We start from the raw sequence: 23,593 nt of genomic DNA on the forward strand, positions 1-23,593 counted from the left end.
TCATGTCGACCACACCCATCCAGCTCGGCCGGCCCGACGGCAAGGGGCTGGCGGCGGGGACCCTGGGCCTCTGGGGATCCACCGTCATCGGCCTCGCGTCCACCGCGCCCGTGTATTCCCTCGTCGCGACCCTCGGCTGGGTCGTGCTCGCCGTGGGAGCGCAGGCGCCCATCGCCTTCATCGTCGCGTTCGTGCCGATGCTGCTGATCGCCTTCGCCTACCGCGAGCTCAACAACGCCGTGCCCGACTGCGGCACGACCTTCACGTGGGCGACCAAGGCGTTCGGGCCGTGGGTCGGCTGGATGGGCGGCTGGGGCGTGGCGGTCGCGGGCATGGTGGTGCTCGCCAACCTGGCGCAGATCGCGGGCATCTACTTCTGGTCGCTGTTCGGCGACGGCTCGCTGGCCGAGAACGTGCCTCTCGTCACCGCGACGGGCGTGGTGTTCATCGCCGCCATGACGTGGGTCAGCTGGCGCGGCATCGAGATCGGCGAGCGGCTGCAGAACCTCCTGCTCGCGGTGCAGTACGTCGCGCTCGCGGTGTTCGTGGTGGCGGCGTTCTGGCAGTTCGCCGCCGGCACCGCCCCGAACCCGACGCCGTTCGACTGGGAGTGGATGAACCCGTTCGCGTTCACGGACGGCAGCGGCTTCGTCGAGGCGGTGCTGCTGGCGCTGTTCATCTACTGGGGCTGGGACACGTGCCTGGCCCTGAACGAGGAGACGAAGGACCCCAAGCGCATCCCGGGGCTGGCGGCGCTGCTGACGACGGTCATCCTGCTCGTGACGTACGTCGCTGTCACGATCGCGGCCATGATGTACGCCGGCGTGGGCGAGGACGGCGTGGGGCTCGGCAACGAGGCGAACGCCGACGACTTCTTCCTCGCGATCAAGGACGGCCTGCTCGGACCGTTCGGCTGGGTGCTGCTCGTGGCCGTGCTGATCTCGGCGGTCTCGTCGACGCAGACGACGATCCTGCCCACGGCCCGCGGCACGCTCGCGATGGGCGTGTACCGCGCGCTGCCCGAGCGCTTCAAGCAGGTGCACCCGCGGTACCGCACGCCGTCCTTCTCGACCATCGTGATGGGCGTCGTGGCGATCCTGTACTACGTCGGGATGACGCTCATCAGCGACAACATCCTGCAGGACTCGATCCTGTCGCTGGGGCTGGCGATCGCGTTCTACTACGCGATCACGGGTTACGCATGCGTCTGGTACTTCCGCGCGCAGCTGTTCGCCTCGGCGCGCAACTTCTTCCTGCAGGGGCTGCTGCCGCTGATCGGCGCGCTGATGCTGACCTACGCGTTCGTGCAGTCCGCCATCGACATGTGGGACGTGGACTATGGCTACACGACCCTGCTCGGCATCGGAGGCACGTTCGTCGTGGGCATCGGATCGCTGCTCGTGGGCGTCGTGCTCATGGTCGTGTGGTTCTTCTTCCCGCGCTCGAAGCGGTTCTTCCGGGGCGAGAGCCTCAACCGCGACACGGACGTGCTCGTGCCCGATCCCGAATACGGGCGATCCATCGACGGAGGTCTGGCGTGATGCGCATCCTGATCCTCGGCGCCGGCGGCGTCGGCACCGCGGCGGCGCGGATCGCCGTGCGGCGCGACTTCTACGAGGCGCTCGTCATCGCCGACTACGCGGCGGCCCGGGCTCGGGCGATCGTCGACGAGCTCGGCGACGATCGCTTCACCGCGGCGGAGGTCGACGCGTCGAGCGCCGACTCGGTCGCGGCGCTCATCCGCGAGCACGGCATCACCCACGTGCTGAACGCGGTCGATCCGCGCTTCGTGATGCCGATCTTCGACGGCTGCTTCGCCGCCGGGGCGACCTACCTCGACATGGCGATGAGCCTGTCCTCGCGGCATCCCGAGCGCCCCTACGAGCTGCCGGGCGTGAAGCTGGGCGACGAGCAGTTCGCGCAGGACGACCGGTGGCGCGACGCGGGACGCCTCGCGCTCGTCGGGATCGGCGTCGAGCCGGGGCTGTCCGACGTGTTCGCGCGCTACGCGGAGGACGAGCTGTTCGACGAGATCGACGAGCTCGGCGTGCGCGACGGCGCGAACCTCGTCGTCGCGGGCTACGACTTCGCACCGTCGTTCTCGATCTGGACCACGATCGAGGAGTGCCTGAACCCTCCCGTGGTCTATGAGGAGGGCCGCGGCTGGTTCACGACCGAGCCGTTCTCGGAGCCGGAGGTGTTCGACTTCCCGGACGGGATCGGCCCGGTCGAGTGCGTCAACGTGGAGCACGAGGAGGTGCTCCTGATGCCGCGGTGGACGAAGGCCAAGCGCGTCACGTTCAAGTACGGCCTCGGCGACGAGTTCATCGAGGTGCTCAAGGTGCTGAACAAGCTGGGCCTCGACCGCACCGACAAGGTGAAGGTGGGCGGCGTGGAGGTCTCGCCGCGCGACGTCGTCGCGGCGTGCCTGCCGGATCCCGCCACGATCGGCGACCGGATGACCGGCAAGACGTGCGCGGGCGTGTGGGTGACCGGCAAGGGCAAGGATGGACGGCCGCGCTCGACCTACCTGTACCACGTGGCCGACAACGAGCACACGATGCGGGAGTACGGCTCGCAGGCCGTGGTGTGGCAGACGGCGCTCAACCCCGTGATCGCGCTGGAGCTGCTGGCGGCCGGGGCGTGGGGCGGGGCCGGCGTGCTCGGCCCCGAGGCGTTCGACGCGAAGCCGTTCCTCGACCTGCTCGCCGCCCCCGCGCCCGCGGGCTACGACTCGCCGTGGGGCATGCGCGAGCAGTGAGCCGGGCTACGACGCGGCGCTGACCGCGTGCGGGTTGCGGATCCCGAGCCACGAGGCGATGCCGCCCGCCGCGAACAGCACGGCGGTCGCCGCGGCCGTGCGGTGGAACCCGTCGAGGTCGAGGTCGCCGCCCGCGATCATCGCGATCATCGCGACGACCAGCAGGCCGGCGACGCGCGCCACGGCGTTGTTGACGGCGGACGCGATCCCCTCATGTCCCGTGCCGACGGATCCGAGCACGGCGCTCGTCAGCGGGCTGACGGTGAGCGTGAGTCCGACGCCCAGCAGGACGATTCCGGGCAGCATCTGCAGCCAGTAGTCGAACGGATCCCCCGCGGTCAGCAGCAGCGCGGCGCCGAGCGACATGACCAGCGGGCCGATCGTCATGAACGGACGCGGGCCGATCCGGTCCGCCCAGCGGCCGACGCGCGAGGACGCGAGCACCATGACCACGGTGGTCGGCAGCGACGCCAGGCCCGCGAACGTGGCGGTGAACCCGGCTGTCTCCTGCAGGAACACCACGACCGCGAAGCCGTTGAGCGCGAGCGCCGCGTACACGAAGGTCGTCGCGACGTTGCCGGCCCAGAAGTTGCGGATCCGGAACAGGTCCATCGGCAGGATCGGCTCGCGCGCGCGCCGCTCGCGCAGCAGGAACCCCGCGAACAGCACCACGCCGATCGCGAGCGCCGCGAGGACCAGCGGATCGCCCCAGCCCAGCCGCGATCCCTCGATCAGGGCGAAGACCACGCCGCCGAGTCCCAGTGCGCACAGCGCGCACGAGATCAGGTCGACGCGCGCGCCGGGCCTGCGGACATCCGGGGTCTCGAGGCCCGCGAGCAGCCACAGCGTCACCGCGATCGGCAGCACGTTGATCAGGAACGCCCAGCGCCACGACGCGAGGTCGATGAACAGGCCGCCGATCAGCGGCGCCACGAGCATCGCGCCGCTCGTCGCGGCCGTCCACGCGCCGATCGCGCGGCCGCGCATCGCGTCGCCAAAGTGCGTCGTGATCAGTGCGAGCGAGCTGGGCACGAGCAGCGCCCCGGCGATCCCCTGCAGGGCGCGTGCGACGATCGCGAACGCGATGCCGGGCGCCGCGGCGATCGCGACGGATGTGACGAGGAATCCGATCAGTCCCACGCGCAGCACGACCTTGCGCCCGTACAGGTCGCTCAGGGATCCCGCCACCAGGATGAGCGCGCCCAGCGTGACGAGGTACGCGTTCACGACCCACTGCTGCCCGGCCAGTCCCCCGCCGAGATCCGCGCGGATCGCCGGCAGGGCGACGTTCACGATGCTCGAGTCGAGGAACGCGACGAAGGACGCCAGGATGGCGACCGTCAGCACCCGACGCCCGCTCGCGTCCATCCGCTCATCCGACACCTCTGCACCATAGTCCCGCGATCGTCCTCCCGTCTCCGGCCCCTTCCGTCTCGGGCGAAGGTGTCCTTGACTGGAGGGAAGGACTCACGCGACCGGAAGAGGGGGACATGGCCACGACGGGAACCGCGGACGACCATCGCGAGATCGAGGAGCTGACGACCGCGGAGTGCTGGCGGCTCGTCGAGAGCCGGGACGTCGCACGACTCGCCGTGACGCATGGCGACGGCGCGCCCGACATCTTCCCGCTCAACTACGTCGCGCACCGCGGCAACCTCTACATCCGCTCCGGCGCGGGTCGGAAGCTGCGCAGCATGGCGGCCCGTCCCGCCGTCGCGCTCGAGGTGGACGGCGAGGACGACGACTTCTACTGGAGCGTGGTGGTGCGCGGCGCCGCGTCGCAGATCGAGGCCGATTCGGAGATCCTCGCCTCGGGAGCCGCGCACCTGATCAGCCACGACCCGTCGCACAAGCCGCACGTGGTGCGGATCGTCCCCGCCGGCATCACCGGGCGACGATTCGCCAAGCGCGCCCCGGGCGAGGTCGCCGCGGAGGCGCCGCATCACGGCGCTCCCCGCGCCGACGCGCCGGGCCGGCCCACGCCGATCCCGCACTTCCCGCCGACCTGGTAGCGGCCGTCAGTCGATGTGCCCCGCGCGGAACGCCTCGGGCACGACGTGCGCGTGCAGCCTGTCGAGCGTCGCGACCTGCTCGCGCGCGCGGTCCACCAGGTCCGTGAACATCCGCCGCGGCAGACCCAGATCCGGGGCGAGCTCGGCGAGCGTCTCCCAGCCGCCGAGCTTTCCGACGAGGGCGCTGCGCATCACCTCGATCTCGAGCAGCGGCGTCATGGGAGACCCGAGCGGGCGGCCGTTGGTCTTGAGTCGTCCGACCTTCTCGGCCGCCCATGCCGCCGCCTGCCGATAGGGCCGCCGCCGCAGCTCGAGCGTCGAGATGAGGTCCTTCAGGAACGTCCGCTCGGCCCGCACCTCGCGCGCGATCCGGGCGAGATCCGGACCGAGATCCGTGTCCCGGTACGCCTTCGCCATGCGGTCGAACCGGTCCGCCCCGGCGGTCGCCCCGGTCAGGTGATCGGACAGGTACAGCCCCAGGATGTCGCGCTCGAGGTCGGCGGGTACGCGGTGCGCCGACGAGTCGGCGGGCGGCTGCGCCACGCCGTCCGGCGTGACATCCCCCGGCGGCAGCTGATCCTGCGGCCAGTCGGCACGCGGGCGCATCGGCGCGCTGCCGGTCCCCCGGCCGTCGGCCATCGCGGTGAGCAGCTCGCGCAGCGCCTCCTTCGCGCCGTGCCGCGGACGCCAGTCCAGTTCGCGCTGCGCGCGCGAGGTGTCCATGATCGGCGCCGTCATGGCCATGTCGAGCCACCCCGGGTCCGCCGCCACGGCATGCGTCCGCCACGCGACGTTCAGGAGAGGGCGCAGCACGCGGGCCGGGACATCGACGTGCCGCGCGTGGCTGAGCACCTCGGCGATGTCCGGCGCACGCAGCACCGGCGCGGTCGCCAGGTTGAACGCTCCCGTCGCGCGGCCCACCACGATGCGCCGGTAGCCATCGGCGAGGTCGGCCCCGTGCACGACCTGCATCCGGATCCCGGCCGGCAGCGGCAGGATCGGCAGCGCGCCGGGGCGCAGCACCCCGGGCGGCAGCAGCGCGCCGACGAACAGGCGGGTGATCTCGGCGCCGGCGGCGGCGTCGAACACCAGCGCGGGCCGCACGCGCGCGACCGCGAGGCCACGGCGCTCCGCGTCGTCCAGCACCCGTTCCTGCGCGGCCTTGTCGACCGCGTAGTGCGCCGTGGGGATGCCGTCCGTCGGCCAGGACTCGTCGCGGGGGCGGTCGTCGTGCACGCCCGTGTAGGCGCCCACCGACGACGCGCACACGAGGTGCCCGACCCCCGCGCGCACGCACGCCTCGACCACGCGGCGCGTGCCGTCCACGTTCGCGCGCCGGATGAGGTCCCGGTCGCGGTTCGGCTGGATCAGCCAGGCGAGGTGCACCACGGTGTCGACGCCCTCGAACGCCGCCGCCAGCCGCGAGACGACGAGCTCCTCCCCCGCCTCGTCCGGCGCCGGGGCGGCGATGTCGATCCGATCCCATGTCGCGGCGTCGTACGGCGCGGCGCCCGTGTCGGGGGCGCGGCGCGCGATCCCGACGATCTCGCCGATCCGGTCCTCGCCGCGCAGCGCGTGCAGGAGCGCCGTCCCGACGTTGCCGGTGGCGCCGACGATCGCGACCTTCAGGGGCGTGTGCTCTGGCATCGGCATGCTGCGATCCTCCCCGCACCGCGCGCGGCAGAACACGGGCTTGCGATCCGATCCGCCTCGTCGTAAGGCGTGGTTCGACGGGATACGATCACGACGTGGACAGGGCAGAGCGCAACCGGCAGCGGGTCTTCGAGATGGCCGTCTCGGCGGTCTACCCGCTGTACGTCGAGAAGGTGGAGAAGAAGGGCCGCACGCGGGCGGAGCTCGACGAGGTCATCCGGTGGCTCACGGGCTTCGAAGAGCGCGCGCTGGCGGCGCACCTGGAGGCCGGCACCTCGTTCCGCGAGTTCTTCGCCCAGGCCGATCTCAATCCTCTGGCGTCCCAGATCACGGGCGTGATCTGCGGCATGCGCGTCGAGGAGATCGAGGACCCGCTGATGCAGCGCATCCGGTACCTCGACAAGCTCGTCGACGAGCTCGCGCGCGGCAAGGCGATGACCAAGGTGCTGCGCGCCGCGTGACGTACTTCGCGCCGTGGCGCAACCCCCCTCGCCCCGCGCGAATGCGCCCCTAGGGTGGCACCATGAGCGACCTCCAGACGATGATCCGCACCGAGGTCTCCGTCAACGGCGCCAGCTTCTTCCTCGCGCAGGGCCAGGACCTGGATGCGCTGAAGCAGAGCATCGAGCGCGCCGTCGCGGAGGGCGGGCGCTTCGTCGAGTTCACCGTGGTGGGCAATCGCGCGGTCAGCGTCCTCGTCACGGCAGCCGCGCACGTCGCGTTCTCGGTCGAGACCGTGCAGTTCGACCCCCGCGACACCGGCGACGAGGGCACGCCCTTCGGCGGCCTCTACGACTACTAGCCGGAGTCAGGTGCCGCAGAAGGTGCGGTAGGCGCCGAAGTCCTCCGGCGCCGGTTCCGCGTAGCGCTCCAGCCCGGGGCGCGGGACGTACGGGGCCGTGACGGCACCCAGCAGGCGCTCGAGCGGCCCCAGGTCGCCCGCGGTGGCGGAGGCGAGGGCCTCCTCGACGAGGTGATTGCGCGGGATGTAGACCGGGTTCGCGGCGTCCATCGCGTCGGCGTCGGGCCCGAGCGCCGTCCAGCGCCGCGCCCACGCGTCGAAGCCCGCCAGGTCGATGAAGCGCCCGCGCACCGGGTCCGCGCCGCCGCGCGCGACCGTGGCGAGCCCGCGGAAGAACGACGTCCAGTCCACGCGGCTGTCCCTCATCAACGGGATCAGCTCGGCGATCACGGCGGACGCCTCGCCCGCGTCCGCGCCGTCGCCCAGGCCGAGCTTGCGGAGCATACCGGCCGTCCAGGCCGTCTCGTACGTCGGGCGGAACCGGCCGAGCGCCTCCTGGGCGAGCGCGATCGCCTCGTCGGGATCTTCGTGCATCAGCGGCAGGAGCGTCTCGGCGAATCGGGCCAGGTTCCACTCGGCGACGAGCGGCTGATTGCCGTACGCGTAGCGTCCGCCCGCGTCGATCGAGCTGTACACGGTGGCGGGATCGAACGCGTCGAGGAAGGCGCACGGCCCGTAGTCGATCGTCTCGCCCGAGATCGTCATGTTGTCCGTGTTCATCACCCCGTGCACGAAGCCCACGAGCATCCACCGCGCGACGAGCGACGCCTGCGCGGCGACCACAGCCTCGAACAGGGCGAGCGCGGGATTCTCCGCGTCGGCGAGGTGCGGATGGTGACGCCGGATGGCGTGGTCGACGAGTCGGCGCAGGAGGTCGAGATCGCGGCTCGCGGCGACGTACTGGAAGCTCCCGACCCGCAGGTGGCTGCTCGCGATCCGCGCGAGCAGCGCGCCGGGCAGCATCGTCTCGCGGCGCACCGCGCGACCCGTCGCGACGACCGCCAGAGACCTCGTGGTGGGGACGCCGAGCGCGTGCATGGCCTCGCTGACGAGGTACTCGCGCAACATGGGTCCGACCGCCGCGAGGCCGTCGCCGGCCCGCGCGAAGGGCGTCATCCCGGAGCCCTTGAGATGCAGATCGCGAAGCCGTCCGTCGGCGCCGCGGAGCTCGCCCAGCAGCAGGGCGCGGCCGTCGCCGAGTCTCGGCGAGTACCCGCCGAACTGGTGCCCGGCATACGCCTGGGCCACCGGCGTCGCTCCCTCCGGGACCAGATCGCCGGTCAGGATGCGCACGCCGTCCGCGGAACGCAGGAACGACGGATCCAGCCCCAGCTCGATCGCGAGCGCCTCGTTCAGCACGAGCAGCCGCGCATCCGGGAACTGCTCCGCGCGCCACGGAACCGCCAGCTCCGGGAGCGCGCCCGCGAAGTCGCCGCCCAGAGCCACCGTGGAGGACACAGCGGCGCTCATGCCGTCCACGATAGCTCCGCGACCGCGCCCGACGTCAGACCACGGTCATGCCTGCGCTTCCTCGCTCCCCCGACCGAACGACACCGTGACGGTCACCGTCGGCAGCGCGCCGGTCTCCCCCGCGACGCGCGTGACGTCGACGGTGGGAGCGGTCGGCAGCGCGCCCGCCGGGGGCTCGGCGTCGTCGCGACGCCGACGCAGCGTGCCGCGATCCACGTCGGCCTGCGGAGGCAGGACCGGCGCATCGTCCTCAGAAGGGCCGTCGACGGCCGTCACAGGCATGTCGTCGTCGAATCGGGCGTCATCCGCGCCGCGCCGCTCACGGCGTCCCTCGAACAGCAGGTACAGCACCGGGACGAGGATCAGCGTGAGCAGGGTCGACGAGACCAGGCCGCCGATCACGACGATCGCGAGGTCCTGCGAGATGAAACCGCTCGATCCGGTCACGCCGAGCGCCATCGGAAGCAGGGCGAAGATCGTCGCGAGCGCCGTCATCAGGATGGGCCGCAGCCGCTGGCGCGCGCCGTTGTAGACGGCGTCGCGCACGCTCTGCCCCTGGCGGCGGTACTGGTTGACGAGGTCGATCAGCACGATGGCGTTGGTGACGACGATGCCGATCAGCATCAGCATGCCGATCAGCGCCGAGATGCCCAGCGGCGTCCCCGTGATCAGCAGCAGCGCCAGGGCGCCGGTCGCCGCGAACGGGATCGAGACCAGCAGGATCAGCGGCTGGGCGAGCGAACGGAACGTCGCGACCAGGAGCAGGAAGACGATCGCGATCGCGACCAGCATCGCCAGACCCAGCTGTTCGAACGACTCGGTCTGCTGCTGTGCGACGCCGCCGATCGTGGCGCGCGCGCCGTCAGGGAGGTCGGCATCGTCGAGGCGCTCGGTGACCGCCGTGGTGACGGCGCCGAGCTCACCCTCCTCGGGCGTGACCGACACGGTGGCGAACAGCTCGCCGTCCTGTCGGGCGATCGAGGTGGCGACCTCGACCGAGTCGACCGCGGCGATGTCCGAGAGCGGGAGCATCCCCTGCGCGGTCGGCACCTGAAGGTCCCGGAGCTCCTCGAGGGTGGCCGGGGCGGGCGCCGCGTCCACGTAGATCCGCAGCTCCTCGCCGTCGATCGTCGCGTTGCCGATGCTCTGCGGCGACAGCACGCTGCCGACCATGCCGAGCACCTGCAGCTCGGTCATGCCGCGCTGCAGTGCCGCCTCGCGGTCCACCTCGACGGTCACGACGGGCTGCGCCGGCGCGCGGTCCGAGGTCACGTCCGACGCGTGGGGCGTGCCCTCCAGCGCGTCCAGCACCGCGGCGCTCGCGGTCTCGAGCCCCTCCTCGTCGTCCGCGACGACGGTCACGTCGACCGCGCCGCCGAACCCGCTCGCGGCGGCCTGGTCGCTGATGCCGATCTCCCCGGCGCCCGTGATCTCGTCGAGGCGGTCGCCGATCGTCTCCTTCAGGGCGAGCTGGTCGACATCCGCGTCCGTGTTCGCGATGAACGTCGCGGTGCCGCCTCCGCCGCCGAGCATCGACGAGAACTCCCCGCCCGATCCGGCCGTCAGCATCACGTCGGTCACGCCGTCGATGTCCGCGAGCGCGTCCTCGACCTTCTCGGCACCCTCCGATACCGCGTCGAGATCGGTGCCGGGCTCGAACTCCTGCGTCACCATCACCATGTTCTGGCCGGTGCTGCCGAGGAAGTCGACCTTCATCAGGGGCACGAGCGATCCCGTGATCACGAGCAGCAGCGCCGAGGCGACGAGCGTGAGCACGGGGTGCTTCTGCGTGCCGCGCAGGATCGGCGCGTAGCCGCGCTGCAGCCAGCTGCGGTGCTCCTTGTCCTCGGCCTCGGCGCGGATCTCCGCGGCCGATGCCGTGGTCTTCGGGCGGCGCAGGAACCAATACGACAGCACGGGCACGATCGTGAGCGCGACCAGCAGCGACGAGAGCATGGCGATCGTCACGGTGAGCGCGAACGGCGCGAACAGCTCGCCCACCATGCCGCCGACCAGCGCGATCGGCAGGAACACGGCGACAGTGGTCAGGGTCGAGGACGTGATCGCGCCGGCGACCTCCCTCACCGCCGTGAGGATCGCATGCGCCTTCTCCTCGCCGTACGCCAGGTGGCGCTTGATGTTCTCGATCACCACGATCGAGTCGTCGACGACGCGTCCGATCGCGATCGTGAGCGCGCCGAGCGTCAGCATGTTGAGCGAGTGGCCGCCCAGGTTCAGGCCGATGAAGGTCACGAGCACGGACAGCGGGATCGAGATGGCCGTCACGAGCGTGGAGCTCAGCGACAGCAGGAAGATCAGGATGACCACGACGGCGAACAGCAGTCCCAGCGCGCCCTCGATCGCGAGGTGCTGGATCGACTCCTCGATGAAGGGGGCCTGGTCGAAGACGACCGCGAGATCGAGCTCGTCGTGCTCCTCGGTGAGGGCGGTGCTGGCGTCCGCGACGCCGTGCGAGATCGCCACGACGTCGCCATCCGGCACCGCGGTGATCGACAGCGACAGGGCTTCCTCGCCGTTCATGCGCGTGATCGAGGTCTTCTCCTCGGTCACGACGTCGACGTCCGCGACCTCGTCGAGCGTCAGGACCCGGCCGGGCTCGGTGGCGCTCGCCAGCGGGATCGCACGCATCGCGTCGAGCGAGTCGACCGGCGTGCCGCCCTGGACAGGGGCCGAGGCTCCGTCGGAGTCGATGCTGCCGAGGGGCATCGTGATGCCGTTGACGTCGAGGGCGTCGGAGATCGACTGGGGGGACAGGCCGTGGGCGGCGAGGGCGCCCTGATCCGGCGTGATCACCAGACGCTCGGTCGCGGCGCCGCTGACGCTGACCGCGCGCACGTCGGGCACCGCCTCGAGCTCGGGGACGACCGTATCGGTCAGCAGTGCCGACAGCTCGCTCTCGCCGAGGTCCGGGGCGGATGCCGTCAGGTACACGATCGGGATGTCGGCGGTGCTGCCGGCCGCGATCTGCGGCTCGGCGTCCTCCGGAAGCGAGACCCCGTCGATCGCGTCCTCGATCGACGAACGGAACTCGTCCGCATCCACCCCATAGGTCGACGACACCGTGACCATCGACATGCCGCTCGAGGATGTCGCGACGACCTGCTCGACGTCGCCCAGGCTGGAGATCGCGCTCGAGATGGGCTGGCTGATCTGCTCGTCCACGACCTCCGGGCTCGACCCCGGGACGACCGTGACGATCGTGGTCTGTGGCAGCTCGATGGACGGGATCAGCTCCTGCCGCAGCTGCGTCATGGAGAACACGCCGAAGCCGGCGATCAGCAGCGTCACGAGCGCGACGAGGACACGGTTCGCGAGGCTGAAACGCGCGAGACGGAACACAGGCACCACCGGGGGACGAGGCGAAAGAACTTCGGATCACACGAAGCTTAGCCTGACACGATGTTTTCAGCCTATGAACGGACTGGGTGCGGATACCCTCGATCCATGGACCAGCCCCAGGCCGATGCGCGCGACGCACTTCTCGCGGAGCTGCACGGCCTGCAGCGCGAGATGGAGACCACGACGGCGCCCGCGTTCATCGAGCCGGTGCTGTCGACGCGGCTCACGATGCAGCAGCTGAAGGTGCTCGCGATCCTGGCGCTGACGCACACCGGGGTCGGGATGCAGTCCGTCGCCACGAGCCTCGGCGTCTCGCTCGCCACCCTGTCCGGGATCGTGGACCGCCTGGAGGCCGCCGACATGGTCGCGCGCACGCAGGATCCCCGGGACCAGCGGGTGCGGCTCCTCATTCCGACCGACGCGGGCCGGGACGTCATGAAGCAGCTCGCGAACACCCAGCCGCAGGTGAACGAGGCGGTCCTCGCACGGCTCACGATCGATGAGCTGCGCGCCCTCACCCGCGGCGTGGCTGGGCTCGTGCGCGTCACGCGCGAACTGGCGGCCGAGGGCACGAACCAGGCGCCCGCCGGAACGGCCGGCTGAGGGGCGCTTTCCCGAGAGACGAGAAAATCCCCGGCTCAGCCGGGGATTCCTGGTGGATCTGAGGGGACTCGAACCCCTGACCCCCTGCATGCCATGCAGGTGCGCTACCAGCTGCGCCACAGACCCAGGTGCTGTCCGGGTAGAAGCCCCGGACAACTCATTCAGCTTACAACACGTCGACGCGCAGGTGAAATCGTGTCACTCCGCCGGGCGCGTCGGCGCGTCGTGAGCGGGGACGGAGACCGGAAGCACCGGGCAGTCCTTCCAGAGCCGCTCGAGCGCGTAGAAGGAGCGCTCCTCCTGGTGGAAGACGTGCACCACGAGGTCGCCGAAGTCGAGCAGGATCCAGCGCGACTCGGCGCGGCCCTCGCGACGCAGTCGCTTGTGCCCCGCCTCGTGCAGCTTGTCCTCGACCTCGTCTGCGATCGCGGCGACGTTGCGCTCGTTGCGTCCGGTGACGAGGAGGAAGACGTCGACGAGCGGCAGCGGCTCGGAGACGTCGAGGGCGACGAGATCCTCACCGCCCTTCGCATCAGCCGCCGCAGCGGCGATCTCGAGCATGTCCAGGGAATCAGGAGAGGCCATCAGCCGAGTAGTCCATTCATGAATGCGGCGACCACCACGCCGATGAGTGCGAGGCCCAGCACACCCGCCGCGATGCCGAGGATCAGAGTGAGGCGGTGTGTCTTCTCCGGTGCCGGCGGACGGATCACCTCCGCCGGGCTCTTCGAGGTGCTCACCGCGTCGCTCGCGGAGATCGGCGTCGGCGACGAGGCGAGCGGGAGCTCGCCGTCGATCAGCACGACGTCCACATCCTTGCCGTCGGTCGTGCCGACCGCGTGACCGCGCGACCCGAACCCGTCGGGAAGCGCGTGGGTGCTCGTGATCAGGATCTCGCCGGTCGCGTCGATGGGCGCGGACAGCGGCATCGATCCGGGATCGGTTGCGAGGATCAGCGCGCTCGACGCGGTCGCCGTGCCGCTCGAGTCCGACGCGTGCGACAGGATGTCCTCGAACGACCGCGACGGCGTCTCGGGGGCGGGAGCCTTCAGCAGCATCGACCCGAACGCGGGCGCGACCGTGGGCCGATCCGACTCGTCGTCGGCGACCGGAGCGTCCTCGGCGATGTAGACCGTCTCGACCTGCGCCTCGGCGAACTCCTCGTCCGCGCGGGGCGCGGGCTCGGGCTCCTGCTCGGTCGCGGCGTCGTCGTACACGAGCTCCGCCACCGGCGTCTCGCGCTCGTCGGGCTCGGCCTCCGCCTCGGGAGCCGGGCGCAGGGTCTGCTCGAACGGCACCTCGACGACCTCGTACACGACGGAGGTCTCGTTCTCGCCCACGATCTTCGTCTCGATCGCCGCGACGATGGGCTCCTCCGCCTCCGTGGCGGCGTCCTCGCCGACCTCGGCGGGCGTGATCACCGGAAGCTGATTGGTGCGCAGTCGCTCCTGCTCGCGCACCTCGCGGCGTGTGAGCGGACGCGATCCGTCGACGGGGAACGCGGGCGCCGACGACTCCTGCGCGGCGGTCTCGAGCGATGCGGCCTCCTCGGCGCGCTCCTCCTCGATGGTCTCCGGTTCGGCCGCTTCCGGCTCCGCCTCGACGACGTCCGGCTCCGCCTCGGCGGGCTCGGCCGCGGGCACCTCGGCGGCGGCCTGCGCCTTCTCTGCGTCGCGCGCGACCCTGGCGGCCTCGATCTCCTCCGCGCTGATCACGGGGTTCTGCCCGGTCAGGCCGCGCTCACGCAGCTGCCGGCGCGTCAGCGGCTGCGACGTCTCGTCCGGTGTGCTCATGCGTTGCTCCGATACAGATGATGCTTCGCGATGTACTGCACGACCCCGTCCGGCACGAGGTACCAGACCGGGAATCCGCGGCTCACGCGGTCACGGCAGTCTGTCGACGAGATCGCCAGCGCCGGGATCTCCAACTGGCTGACCTCCGCGCTCGGCAGCCCTTCGATATCGAGGACGTGGCCGGGTCGCGATACCGCGACGAAATGGGCGAGATCCCACAGTTCATCGTGGTCCCTCCAGCTGAGAATCTGCGCCACGGCGTCCGCGCCCGTGATGAAGAACAAGTCGGCCTCGGGGCGGCGGGCCTTGAGATCGCGCAGGGTGTCGACGGTGTAGGTGAGGCCCTCGCGGTCGACGTCCACGCGACTCACCGTGAAGCGCGGGTTCGACGCGGTCGCGATCACGGTCATCTCGTACCGCTGCTCGGCCGGCGAGACCTCCTGCTTCTGCCAGGGCTGACCGGTCGGCACGAAGACGACCTCGTCGAGGTCGAACGACTGCGCGACCTCGCTCGCGGCCACGAGGTGTCCATGGTGGATGGGATCGAACGTCCCGCCCATCACCCCGATCCGCGGTGGCCTCGGCTGCACCGTCACGCGGACGACCTAGTGGCCGTGTCCCGTCTCGTGCTCGGGGTGGCCGTCGGCGGCGTGGAGGTCGACGGGGTCCGCATGGCGGTTGGAGACGTTGCGGTACGACGCGGTGACGAGCGCGAGCAGCGTGAAGATGACGGCCGCGATCAGGAAGAACGGCCAGGTCGTCATCATGACGTTGCCCTCGTGCTCGGCCTCGGCGGCGGCGGCGACAAGCGCTGCGGCGAATTGCATTCGTGCTCCGTTTCAGGTCGTGGCACGCGCGATGGCGACGTGCCCTCCCAGCTTATCGCTCAGACCCGCACCTGACCGGAGCCACGGCCGAGCCACTTCGTGCTCGTGAGCTCGGGCAGACCCATGGGACCGCGTGCGTGCAGCTTCTGCGTCGAGATGCCGACCTCGGCGCCGAAGCCGAACTCGCCGCCGTCGGTGAAGCGCGTCGACGCGTTCGCGAGGACGACCGCCGAGTCGACCTCCGCGAGGAAGCGCTCGGCGTTGCGCACGTCGGTCGTGACGATCGACTCGGTGTGCCCCGTCGAGTAGCGGCGGATGTGCTCGAGCGCGTCATCGAGCGAGTCGACCACGCGCATCGCGATGTCCAGGCTCAGGTACTCGGTCGCCCAGTCCTCCTCGGTCGCGGGCTCGACGCCGATGGTGAGGGCGCGGACGGCGTCGTCGCCGTGGATCGTGACGCCCTGCGCCTGCAGCGCCGCGGCGACGGGAGGGACGAGGCGCTCGGCGGCGCCGCGCAGCACGAGGACGGTCTCCGCGGCGTTGCACACGCTCGGCCGCTGCACCTTCGCGTTCACGACGATCTCGCGCGCCCACTCCTCGGGCGCCGTGTCGTCGAGGACGATGTGCACGTTGCCCGCGCCCGTCTCGATCACGGGAACCGTGGACTCCGTCACGACCGTCTCGATGAGCCCCGCGCTCCCCCGCGGCACGAGCACGTCGACGAAGCCGCGGCCGTGCATGAGCGCCTTCGCGCCGTCGCGCCCGAAGGCGTCGACCGACTGGATCGCGTCGGGCGAGATGCCCTGCGCCTCGAGCGCGTCGCGCATCACGGCGACGAGCACGGTGTTGGACGACAGCGCGGCGCTGCCGCCGCGCAGCACGACCGCGTTGCCGGAGCGCAGCGCGATCGCTGCGATGTCGACCGTCACGTTGGGCCGCGCCTCGTAGATGGCCCCGACGACGCCGAACGGCACGCGCACCTGCGCGAGGTTCACGCCGTTGGGCATGCGGTGACCGCGGACGACCTCGCCGACCGGATCGGGCAGGGCCGCGATCTCGCGGACCGCGTCCGCCAGCGCGCCCACGCGACGGGTGTCGAGGCGCAGGCGGTCCAGGAGCCCGGAGCCGATGCCGTCGCGCTCGCCCCGGGCGAGATCGTCGGCGTTCGCGGCGATGATCTCGTCCGCGTGCGCGTGCAGCGCGTCGGCGATCGCGTGCAGCGCGGCCGCCTTCTCGCCGCTCGTCAGCCGCGCCGTGACGCGCGCGGCGTCCTTGGCGAGGCGCAGACGATCCTGCGGCGTGTCGACGGCCACCTCGGGGGTGAGGGCGATGCTCATGGCGCGGTCCTCCTGTGCGGATCAGGATGTGCACGCGTTCGTCCGCGGGTCGGTGACCCGGGGACGGAACGGGGCTATTCCGAGAGTGTACCGAGCGGCACTGCGCCGGGAGACGGCTCGAACCACGTGCCGATCTCGGCACCGGTCAGCGCCTCGCCGACCCGGTCGGCGCTCGTCACGAGCACGCCGATCCCGGCGCCCGCCGCCAGGCGCGCGGCGGAGACCTTGGTGGCCGCTCCCCCGGTGCCGACGCTGTTGACCACGGTCGATCCGAACTCCAGCTCGCCGAGGTCGGCGTCGTGCGCGATCACGGCGAGCGGCTCGGCGTCCGGCTCGGTCGGCGGCTTCGTGTACAGCGAGTCGACGTCGCTCAGCAGCACGAGCGCGTCGGCCGCCACCAGCTTCGCCACGAGCGCGGCGAGCCGGTCGTTGTCGCCGAAGCGGATCTCGTGCGTCGCGACCGTGTCGTTCTCGTTGATGATCGGCAGGATCCGCAGGCCGAGCAGCCGCTCGATCGCGCGCTGCGCGTTGCTGCGGTGCGTCGGATCCTCGAAGTCCCCGGCCGTCAGCAGCACCTGACCGGCGACGATGCCGAACGGGCGCAGCGCCTCCTGGTAGCGGAACACGAGCACGTTCTGCCCCACCGCCGCGGCGGCCTGCTGGGTCGCGAGGTCCGTCGGACGCGAGTCGAGCTCGAGGAACGGCATGCCGGTCGCGATGGCGCCCGACGACACGAGCAGCACCTCGGTGCCGCGTCGGTGGGCGTCCGCCAGGGCCTTCACGATCATGGGGATGCGCCACGACGACTCGCCGCTGATCGACGACGAGCCGACCTTCACGACGATGCGGCGCGCAACCGCGAGCCCCGCGCGATCCCGCGCCGTCACGACGCGTCGCCCTCGGCGGCCTCATCCCCGGCGTCGACGCGGCGGGCCTTGCGGAGCTCCTCCGCCTCCGCGCGTGCGGCCGCACGGGCGTCCTGACGCGCGTGGTACTGCTCGCGGCGCTCGTTGCTCGTGCGGCGGCCGCCCTGCATGAGGCGCGGATCGGTGCCGCGCGGCGCCTGGATCAGCTCGGCGGCCGAGCCGATCGACGGCTCCCAGTCGAACACGACCGAGTCGCCCTCGCCGATGACCACGGTGGATCCCGGCGTGGCACCCGCGCGGAACAGCTCGTCCTCGACGCCCAGCTTGTCGAGGCGGTCGGACAGGAAGCCCACGGCCTCCTCGTTCTGGAAGTCGGTCTGCTGCACCCAGCGGGTCGGCTTCTCGCCGAGGATCCGGTAGATGTTGCCGTACGTGCCGCCCTCGACGCGGACCGAGAACTCCTTCTCGGAGCCCTTGGGCCGGATGACGACGCGCGGCGTGACGGGCGCGGCGGGCGCCGCCTTGCGGTGCTGATCGATGATCTCGCCGAGCGCGAAGCTCAGCTCCCGCATGCCCGTGCGGGCCACGGCGGAGATCTCGAACACGCGGTAGCCCAGCGCCTCGAGGTCGGGGCGGACGAACTCGGCGAGCTCCTGGGCCTCGGGCACGTCGATCTTGTTCAGGACGACGATCTGCGGCCGCTCGAGCAGCGGCGTCTGCCCCTCGGGCACCGGGTAGGCGCCGAGCTCGGCGCGGATGACCTCGAGGTCGCTCAGCGGGTCGCGCCCGGGCTCGAGCGTGGCGCAGTCGAGCACGTGCACCAGCGCGGTGCAGCGCTCGACGTGGCGCAGGAACTCGAGACCGAGGCCGCGGCCCTCGCTCGCGCCCTCGATCAGACCGGGCACGTCGGCGACGGTGTAGCGCACGTCGCCGGCCTGGACCACGCCCAGGTTCGGGTGCAGCGTCGTGAACGGGTAGTCGGCGATCTTCGGCCGCGCCGCCGAGATCGCGGCGATCAGGCTCGACTTGCCGGCCGACGGGAAGCCCACCAGCGCGACATCGGCGACGGTCTTCAGCTCGAGGACGACGTCGCCCTCCCAGCCGGGCGTGCCGAGCAACGCGAAGCCGGGGGCCTTGCGCTTGGGCGACGCGAGCGCCGCGTTGCCGAGGCCGCCGCGCCCGCCCGGGGCCGCGACGAAGCGCATCCCGGGCTCGATCATGTCGACGAGCACCTCGCCCGACGGGTCCTTCACCACCGTGCCGACCGGCACGGGCAGCTCGAGGTCCTCGCCCTGCGCGCCCGAGCGCATGTCGCCCATGCCGAATCCGCCGTTGCCCGCGGCGCGGTGCGGCGAGTGGTGGTAGCTCAGGAGCGTGGTGGTCTGCGGGTCGGCGACCAGGATGACGTCGCCGCCGTCGCCGCCGTTCGCCCCATCAGGGCCACCGAGCGGCTTGAACTTCTCGCGGTGCACCGAGACGCAGCCATTGCCGCCCTTGCCGGCGCGCAGATGAAGCGTCACCTCGTCGACGAACGTGACCATGAATCGGACTCCCGGGATAGATAGAAGAACGGGACGAGCCGAAGCCCGCCCCGTTCAACAATGAATGTGCTCGCGCGGAGGAAGGGCGCCGCCCGGCGGCACCCGCCCGAAGGAGTTACTCGCCCGCGACGATGTTGACGACCTTGCGGCCGCCCTTGTTGCCGAACTCGACCGCACCCGCGGCGAGGGCGAACAGCGTGTCGTCGCCACCGCGACCGACGTTGGCGCCCGGGTGGAAGTGGGTGCCACGCTGGCGGACGAGGATCTCGCCCGCGCTGACGACCTGACCGCCGAAGCGCTTCACGCCCAGTCGCTGGGCGTTGGAGTCGCGACCGTTGCGAGTGGAGCTCGCGCCCTTCTTATGTGCCATTGCTCAGCCTCTGCTCTCTGGGAGTGACTTACTTGATGCCGGTGATCTTGACGCGCGTGAGGTCCTGACGGTGGCCCTGGCGCTTCTTGTAACCGGTCTTGTTCTTGAACTTCTGGATGACGATCTTCGGACCGCGCAGGTTGCCGACGACCTCAGCCGTGACCTTGACCTTCGCGAGCTTCTCAGCGTCGGTCGTCACGGTGTCGCCGTCGACGAGGAGGACGGCGGGCAGCTCGATCGTCTCGCCCGCGGCAGCCTGCACACGGTCGAGCTGAACGATGGTGCCGACCTCGACCTTCTCCTGCCGGCCACCGGCGCGCACAACTGCGTAAACCACTTCACACCTGTTTTCATTGGGGAGCCTCGTCCGGCTCCGATATCTCACGGGAAGACTTCGCTTGCTCTCGCTGGCCGCGAGGGGCGTCTGCAAGACTTTCGTCGCGGCGCCCTGGAAGGCGCGCGACACAGGGGACGCACCAAAGGAATACTCTACCCGATCCAACGGGCATCCGGCAAAAGCGGGGGCCCGGCGCGTCGCTTCTCCCGGCTGGTTACCATCGAGCGATGGCGATCCTCGTGGACGATCCGGTCTGGCCCGCCCACGGACGACTGTGGGCTCACCTCGTCAGCGACGCCGATCTCGACGAGCTGCACGCGTTCGCCCGGGCGCACCAGGTGCCGGCCCGCGCGTTCGACCGCGACCACTACGACGTACCCCAGGACCTCGTCCCGCGCCTCGTGCAGGCGGGCGCGCGCCGCGTATCGGGCAAGGAGCTGGTGCGCGCGCTGATCGCCTCCGGGCTGCGCGTCACCGCGCGCGAGCGGAGGGGGCGCTGATCCCAGCACCCCCTCCGCTCGTCAGTCCTCGGCGGGCTGGGCCGGGGTGACCGAGACGGCCGTGCCGGTGAGCGCCGCGGTCGTCACACGACGGCTGCGACTGCGTCCCTGACCCGGGGCCTTGGGCTCGGGCAGCGCGTTCAGCACCGAGTCGAGCAGCTGCTCGGTCGACGACCTGCGCGGCTGCTGCTGCGGCTCGGCCGGTGCGGCGGCGGGACGCTTGCGACGCGGCTTCTTCGGCCGGTCCTCGCGCGGCGCGCCGTCCTGCTTCGCCGGAGTGCGCGGGCCCTCGGGGAGGTCGATCAGGACCTCGGGCGAGGACTCGGGCTTGTCGGCCGGGTGCGAGAGGGTCGAGGCCGCGATCTGCGCGAGCGCCGACTTCACGCCCTCGGTGATCACGTGCGTGCCCGTGGTGCTCGCCGCCGCGGTCGACGCCTGGCCGCCGCCGTTGCCGTTCTGGCCGCTCGAGGAGCCGCCGCGCGAACGGCGTCCGGATCCCGCGCCGCCGCTGCCGTTGCCGCCGGCGCTCGCGACCGGGCGGTGCTTCGCCACGGGGTCGTGGTGCACGATCACGCCGCGGCCGGCGCAGACCTCGCACGGCTCGCTGAACGTCTCGAGCAGGCCGAGGCCGAGCTTCTTGCGGGTCATCTGCACGAGGCCGAGCGAGGTGACCTCGGCGACCTGGTGCTTCGTGCGGTCGCGGCTCAGGCACTCCACGAGGCGGCGCAGCACGAGGTCGCGGTTGGACTCGAGGACCATGTCGATGAAGTCGACGACGATGATGCCGCCGATGTCGCGCAGGCGCAGTTGGCGCACGATCTCCTCGGCCGCCTCGAGGTTGTTCTTGGTGACAGTCTCCTCGAGGTTGCCGCCGGAGCCGACGAACTTGCCCGTGTTGACGTCGACGACCGTCATGGCCTCGGTGCGGTCGATCACGAGCGATCCGCCCGAGGGCAGCCAGACCTTGCGGTCCAGCGCCTTCTCGATCTGCTCCGTGATGCGGAACGCGTCGAAGGGATCCTGCTCGTCCTCGTACTTCTCGATGCGGTCGAGAAGGTCGGGCGCGACGCCCTCGAGGTAGCTCGTGATGGTGCTCTGCGCGTCCGCGCCCTGGATGAGCATCTTCGTGAAGTCCTCGTTGAAGACGTCGCGGACGATCTTCACCAGGAGGTCGGGCTCGCTGTGCAGCAGGCTCGGGGCGTTGCCCTTCTCGACCATCGCGCTGATGTGCGTCCACTGCGAGGTGAGGCGGTTGACGTCGCGCGTCAGCTGGTCCTCCGTGGCGCCCTCGGCGGCGGTGCGGACGATCACGCCCGACGACTCGGGCAGGACCTCCTTGAGGATCCGCTTCAGGCGCGAGCGCTCGGTGTCGGGCAGCTTGCGCGAGATGCCGTTCATGGCACCGCCCGGCACGTAGACCAGGTAGCGGCCCGGCAGCGAGATCTGGCTCGTCAGGCGCGCGCCCTTGTGGCCGACCGGATCCTTCGTGACCTGCACGAGGACCTTGTCGCCGGGCTTGAGCGCGAGCTCGATGCGGCGGGGCTGGTTACCGGTCTCGACCGAGTCCCAGTCGACCTCGCCGGAGTACAGCACGGCGTTGCGGCCGCGTCCGATGTCGACGAACGCCGCCTCCATGCTGGGCAGGACGTTCTGCACGCGGCCGAGGTACACGTTGCCGATCAGGGACGCGTCCTGGCTGCGGGCGACGTAGTGCTCGACCAGCACCTTGTCCTCGAGCACCGCGATCTGCACGCGGCCGCCCTTGGAGCGGACGATCATCTCGCGGTCCACGGCCTCGCGGCGGGCGAGGAACTCTGCCTCGGTGACGACGGGGCGGCGGCGGCCGGCCTCGCGGCCGTCGCGGCGGCGCTGCTTCTTGGCCTCCAGGCGCGTGGAGCCCTTGATCCGCTGCGGCTCCGTGACGACCTCCACCACGCGCTGGCGACGGCGACCGCCCTCCTCGGGCTGCGGGGCCTGCGCGGGGGCATCGGCGTCGCCGGGCTCACCGCGACGGCGGCGCCGGCGCGCGGGCCGGCCCGCGGCGGGCTCCTCCGGCGCCGGCAGCGCGGGCAGCGGCTGCACGTCGGGGGCGTAGAAGTGCAGCGCGGTGGAGACCTGCGACACGAACTCCTCGGGCAGCAGGCCGAGGCTCACGGCCGTGGGCTGCGCGGGCGTCTCGGGCTCGGCCGGGGCCTCAGGCTCCGCGGGGGACCCTGCCGCCTCGGCGGCGTCAGGCTCCGCGACGGGCTCGGCGGGTGCCTCATCCGGCGTCTCGGCATCCGCGACGGGCTCGTCGACGGCGGTTTCCTCGGCCGGCGCCTCCTCCGCGGGAGTCTCCTCGACGGGCTGCTCGGCGGGAGCGTCCTGGACCGGGGCGTCCCCCGCGGGCGCGTCCTCGACGGGCTGCGCGACCTCGAGGGACTCGGGCGCTACGGCGTCCGCGTTCTCGTCGAAGGTGCGATCGTCGTGTTCATTGTTCTGTTCAGCCATCGCTGGCGTGCTCCCTGCGGGCGGACATCCGCGCGTCGCCCGGAAATCTCTGGCGGCTCCGCTCTCGGCGGATCCGCGAACTCGTTCGGCCTGCGACCGGCTCTCGGCTCTGGTCACGCGGGGCATCCCTTGCCCCGAAGTCTTCATTCGACGCGGGTCACGGCGCGGCCGCGATATGCGTCAGGATCCATTATCGCACTCCCCGCGCGCGAATCGCACGCATGCGCCTCCGCGCGGTCCCGCGTCCCGCGCGAGCCGGGAGACAATGGGCCCCGTGACCGACACCCGCACCCGCCCCGTCGCCCTCGCCGTCTGGCTCGTGATCGCCGGCGCCGTCGGCTGGTGGGCGGCGTACTCGCTCACGATGGAGCGCTTCGAGCTGCTCGCGAATCCGGGGGCCGCGGCATCCTGCGACTTCAGCGTGCTGGTGCAGTGCACCGCCAATCTCGAGTCACCGCAGGGCTCGGCGTTCGGCTTCCCGAACCCGATCCTGGGGCTCGCGTGCTGGGTCGCCCCGATCGTCGTCGGCATGGCGATCCTGGCGGGCGCGCGCTTCGCGACCTGGTTCTGGCTGCTGTTCCTGGCCGGGATGACATTCGCGTTCGGCTTCGTGCTGTGGCTGATCGGGCAGAGCATCTTCGTGCTCGGCACGCTGTGCCCGTGGTGCATGGTCACGTGGGTCGTGACGATCCCGTCGTTCTATGCCGTGCTGCTGCACACGCTGCGGATCGTCGGCACCGGGGCGATCTCGCGCACCGCGGCCCGGCTCACCGGCTGGCTGCCGCTCCTGGCGATCGTCAGCTTCGCCGTGATCGCGGTCATCGCTCAGCTGCGCCTGGACGTCCTGGACAACCTGTTCTGAGACGCCCGG

The 23,593-nt window shown here is 71.3% G+C and carries 22 protein-coding genes and 1 tRNA gene; 8 read left to right on the forward strand and 15 right to left on the reverse strand.

Features of this window, described 5'->3' with window-relative positions; translation table 11 throughout:
* Window positions 1-2: 2 nt before the first annotated feature.
* The gene (locus tag AAD528_RS01890; protein WP_345750339.1) at window positions 3-1,541 is read left to right on the forward strand and encodes an APC family permease; all 1,539 of its coding nucleotides are present in this window, start codon (window positions 3-5) and stop codon (window positions 1,539-1,541) included.
* Entirely contained in the window at window positions 1,541-2,761 is a 1,221-nt protein-coding gene (locus tag AAD528_RS01895) for a saccharopine dehydrogenase family protein (protein ID WP_345750738.1), read from the forward strand. The genes AAD528_RS01890 and AAD528_RS01895 overlap by 1 nt, the downstream gene beginning before the upstream one ends.
* Window positions 2,762-2,767: 6 nt before the next feature.
* On the opposite strand, the gene AAD528_RS01900 is transcribed toward AAD528_RS01895, so the two are convergent.
* Complete coding sequence (locus AAD528_RS01900) at window positions 2,768-4,129, reverse strand: MFS transporter (protein WP_345750739.1); 1,362 nt, start codon at window positions 4,127-4,129, stop codon at window positions 2,768-2,770.
* Window positions 4,130-4,251: 122 nt separating this feature from the next.
* On the opposite strand from AAD528_RS01900, the gene AAD528_RS01905 reads away from it, so the two are divergent.
* Window positions 4,252-4,773 carry a pyridoxamine 5'-phosphate oxidase family protein gene (locus tag AAD528_RS01905; protein ID WP_345750340.1) on the forward strand — a complete coding sequence of 174 codons (522 nt, stop codon included), beginning with the start codon at window positions 4,252-4,254 and terminating at the stop codon, window positions 4,771-4,773.
* Between the two features lie 6 nt (window positions 4,774-4,779).
* On the opposite strand, the gene AAD528_RS01910 is transcribed toward AAD528_RS01905, so the two are convergent.
* On the reverse strand, window positions 4,780-6,426 hold the full coding sequence (locus AAD528_RS01910; RefSeq protein ID WP_345750341.1) for an NAD-dependent epimerase/dehydratase family protein: 1,647 nt from the start codon (window positions 6,424-6,426) through the stop codon (window positions 4,780-4,782).
* Window positions 6,427-6,560: 134 nt separating this feature from the next.
* On the opposite strand from AAD528_RS01910, the gene AAD528_RS01915 reads away from it, so the two are divergent.
* The gene (locus tag AAD528_RS01915; RefSeq protein ID WP_345750740.1) at window positions 6,561-6,887 is read left to right on the forward strand and encodes a DUF2200 domain-containing protein; all 327 of its coding nucleotides are present in this window, start codon (window positions 6,561-6,563) and stop codon (window positions 6,885-6,887) included.
* A gap of 62 nt (window positions 6,888-6,949) precedes the next feature.
* Window positions 6,950-7,228 carry a hypothetical protein gene (locus AAD528_RS01920; protein WP_345750342.1) on the forward strand — a complete coding sequence of 93 codons (279 nt, stop codon included), beginning with the start codon at window positions 6,950-6,952 and terminating at the stop codon, window positions 7,226-7,228.
* Window positions 7,229-7,234: 6 nt separating this feature from the next.
* Here the strand turns inward: AAD528_RS01920 and AAD528_RS01925 are convergent, their stop codons facing one another.
* Window positions 7,235-8,698, reverse strand: a complete 1,464-nt coding sequence (locus AAD528_RS01925; protein ID WP_345750343.1) for a protein adenylyltransferase SelO — start codon at window positions 8,696-8,698, stop codon at window positions 7,235-7,237.
* A 45-nt stretch (window positions 8,699-8,743) separates the two neighbouring features.
* A complete protein-coding gene (locus AAD528_RS01930; protein WP_345750344.1) occupies window positions 8,744-12,064 on the reverse strand; it encodes an efflux RND transporter permease subunit in 3,321 nt (1,106 codons plus the stop codon).
* A 99-nt stretch (window positions 12,065-12,163) separates the two neighbouring features.
* On the opposite strand from AAD528_RS01930, the gene AAD528_RS01935 reads away from it, so the two are divergent.
* Window positions 12,164-12,661, forward strand: coding sequence for a MarR family winged helix-turn-helix transcriptional regulator (locus AAD528_RS01935; protein WP_345750345.1), 498 nt, complete (start codon window positions 12,164-12,166; stop codon window positions 12,659-12,661).
* 50 nt (window positions 12,662-12,711) lie between these two features.
* On the opposite strand, the gene AAD528_RS01940 is transcribed toward AAD528_RS01935, so the two are convergent.
* The 10 genes from AAD528_RS01940 to rplU all read right to left on the reverse strand — a co-directional run bounded on the left by AAD528_RS01940 (window position 12,712) and on the right by rplU (window position 19,732).
* Window positions 12,712-12,787 (reverse strand) — tRNA-Ala (locus AAD528_RS01940).
* A 72-nt stretch (window positions 12,788-12,859) separates the two neighbouring features.
* Window positions 12,860-13,249, reverse strand: a complete 390-nt coding sequence (gene rsfS / locus AAD528_RS01945; protein WP_345750741.1) for a ribosome silencing factor — start codon at window positions 13,247-13,249, stop codon at window positions 12,860-12,862.
* Window positions 13,246-14,454 (reverse strand): hypothetical protein, encoded by a 1,209-nt coding sequence (locus AAD528_RS01950; RefSeq protein ID WP_345750346.1) that lies wholly within the window; start codon window positions 14,452-14,454, stop codon window positions 13,246-13,248. Before AAD528_RS01950 ends, rsfS begins: the two co-directional genes overlap by 4 nt.
* Complete coding sequence (gene nadD, locus AAD528_RS01955) at window positions 14,451-15,050, reverse strand: nicotinate-nucleotide adenylyltransferase (RefSeq protein WP_345750347.1); 600 nt, start codon at window positions 15,048-15,050, stop codon at window positions 14,451-14,453. The genes AAD528_RS01950 and nadD overlap by 4 nt, the downstream gene beginning before the upstream one ends.
* A 9-nt stretch (window positions 15,051-15,059) precedes the next feature.
* Window positions 15,060-15,281, reverse strand: coding sequence for a hypothetical protein (locus AAD528_RS01960; RefSeq protein WP_345750348.1), 222 nt, complete (start codon window positions 15,279-15,281; stop codon window positions 15,060-15,062).
* A 59-nt stretch (window positions 15,282-15,340) separates the two neighbouring features.
* Window positions 15,341-16,618 (reverse strand): glutamate-5-semialdehyde dehydrogenase, encoded by a 1,278-nt coding sequence (locus AAD528_RS01965; protein ID WP_345750349.1) that lies wholly within the window; start codon window positions 16,616-16,618, stop codon window positions 15,341-15,343.
* Between the two features lie 74 nt (window positions 16,619-16,692).
* The gene (proB, locus tag AAD528_RS01970) at window positions 16,693-17,505 is read right to left on the reverse strand and encodes a glutamate 5-kinase (RefSeq protein ID WP_345750350.1); all 813 of its coding nucleotides are present in this window, start codon (window positions 17,503-17,505) and stop codon (window positions 16,693-16,695) included.
* Window positions 17,502-19,025: a GTPase ObgE gene (gene obgE / locus AAD528_RS01975; protein ID WP_345750351.1), complete on the reverse strand. Its 1,524-nt coding sequence runs from the start codon at window positions 19,023-19,025 to the stop codon at window positions 17,502-17,504. Before obgE ends, proB begins: the two co-directional genes overlap by 4 nt.
* A 115-nt stretch (window positions 19,026-19,140) precedes the next feature.
* Window positions 19,141-19,395, reverse strand: a complete 255-nt coding sequence (gene rpmA / locus AAD528_RS01980) for a 50S ribosomal protein L27 (protein WP_055991412.1) — start codon at window positions 19,393-19,395, stop codon at window positions 19,141-19,143.
* Window positions 19,396-19,423: 28 nt separating this feature from the next.
* Window positions 19,424-19,732, reverse strand: a complete 309-nt coding sequence (gene rplU, locus AAD528_RS01985; RefSeq protein ID WP_345750352.1) for a 50S ribosomal protein L21 — start codon at window positions 19,730-19,732, stop codon at window positions 19,424-19,426.
* Between the two features lie 227 nt (window positions 19,733-19,959).
* Between rplU and AAD528_RS01990 the strand changes: the two genes are divergently transcribed.
* Window positions 19,960-20,232, forward strand: coding sequence for a DUF4031 domain-containing protein (locus AAD528_RS01990; protein WP_345750353.1), 273 nt, complete (start codon window positions 19,960-19,962; stop codon window positions 20,230-20,232).
* A 21-nt stretch (window positions 20,233-20,253) separates the two neighbouring features.
* On the opposite strand, the gene AAD528_RS01995 is transcribed toward AAD528_RS01990, so the two are convergent.
* Window positions 20,254-22,722 (reverse strand): Rne/Rng family ribonuclease, encoded by a 2,469-nt coding sequence (locus AAD528_RS01995; protein WP_345750354.1) that lies wholly within the window; start codon window positions 22,720-22,722, stop codon window positions 20,254-20,256.
* A 265-nt stretch (window positions 22,723-22,987) separates the two neighbouring features.
* On the opposite strand from AAD528_RS01995, the gene AAD528_RS02000 reads away from it, so the two are divergent.
* Window positions 22,988-23,584, forward strand: coding sequence for a vitamin K epoxide reductase family protein (locus tag AAD528_RS02000; protein WP_375339563.1), 597 nt, complete (start codon window positions 22,988-22,990; stop codon window positions 23,582-23,584).
* Window positions 23,585-23,593 lie beyond the last annotated feature (9 nt).

It is taken from the genome of Microbacterium rhizophilum, from assembly GCF_039605615.1.
In the GTDB taxonomy this organism is placed as follows: Bacteria; Actinomycetota; Actinomycetes; order Actinomycetales; family Microbacteriaceae; genus Microbacterium; species Microbacterium rhizophilus.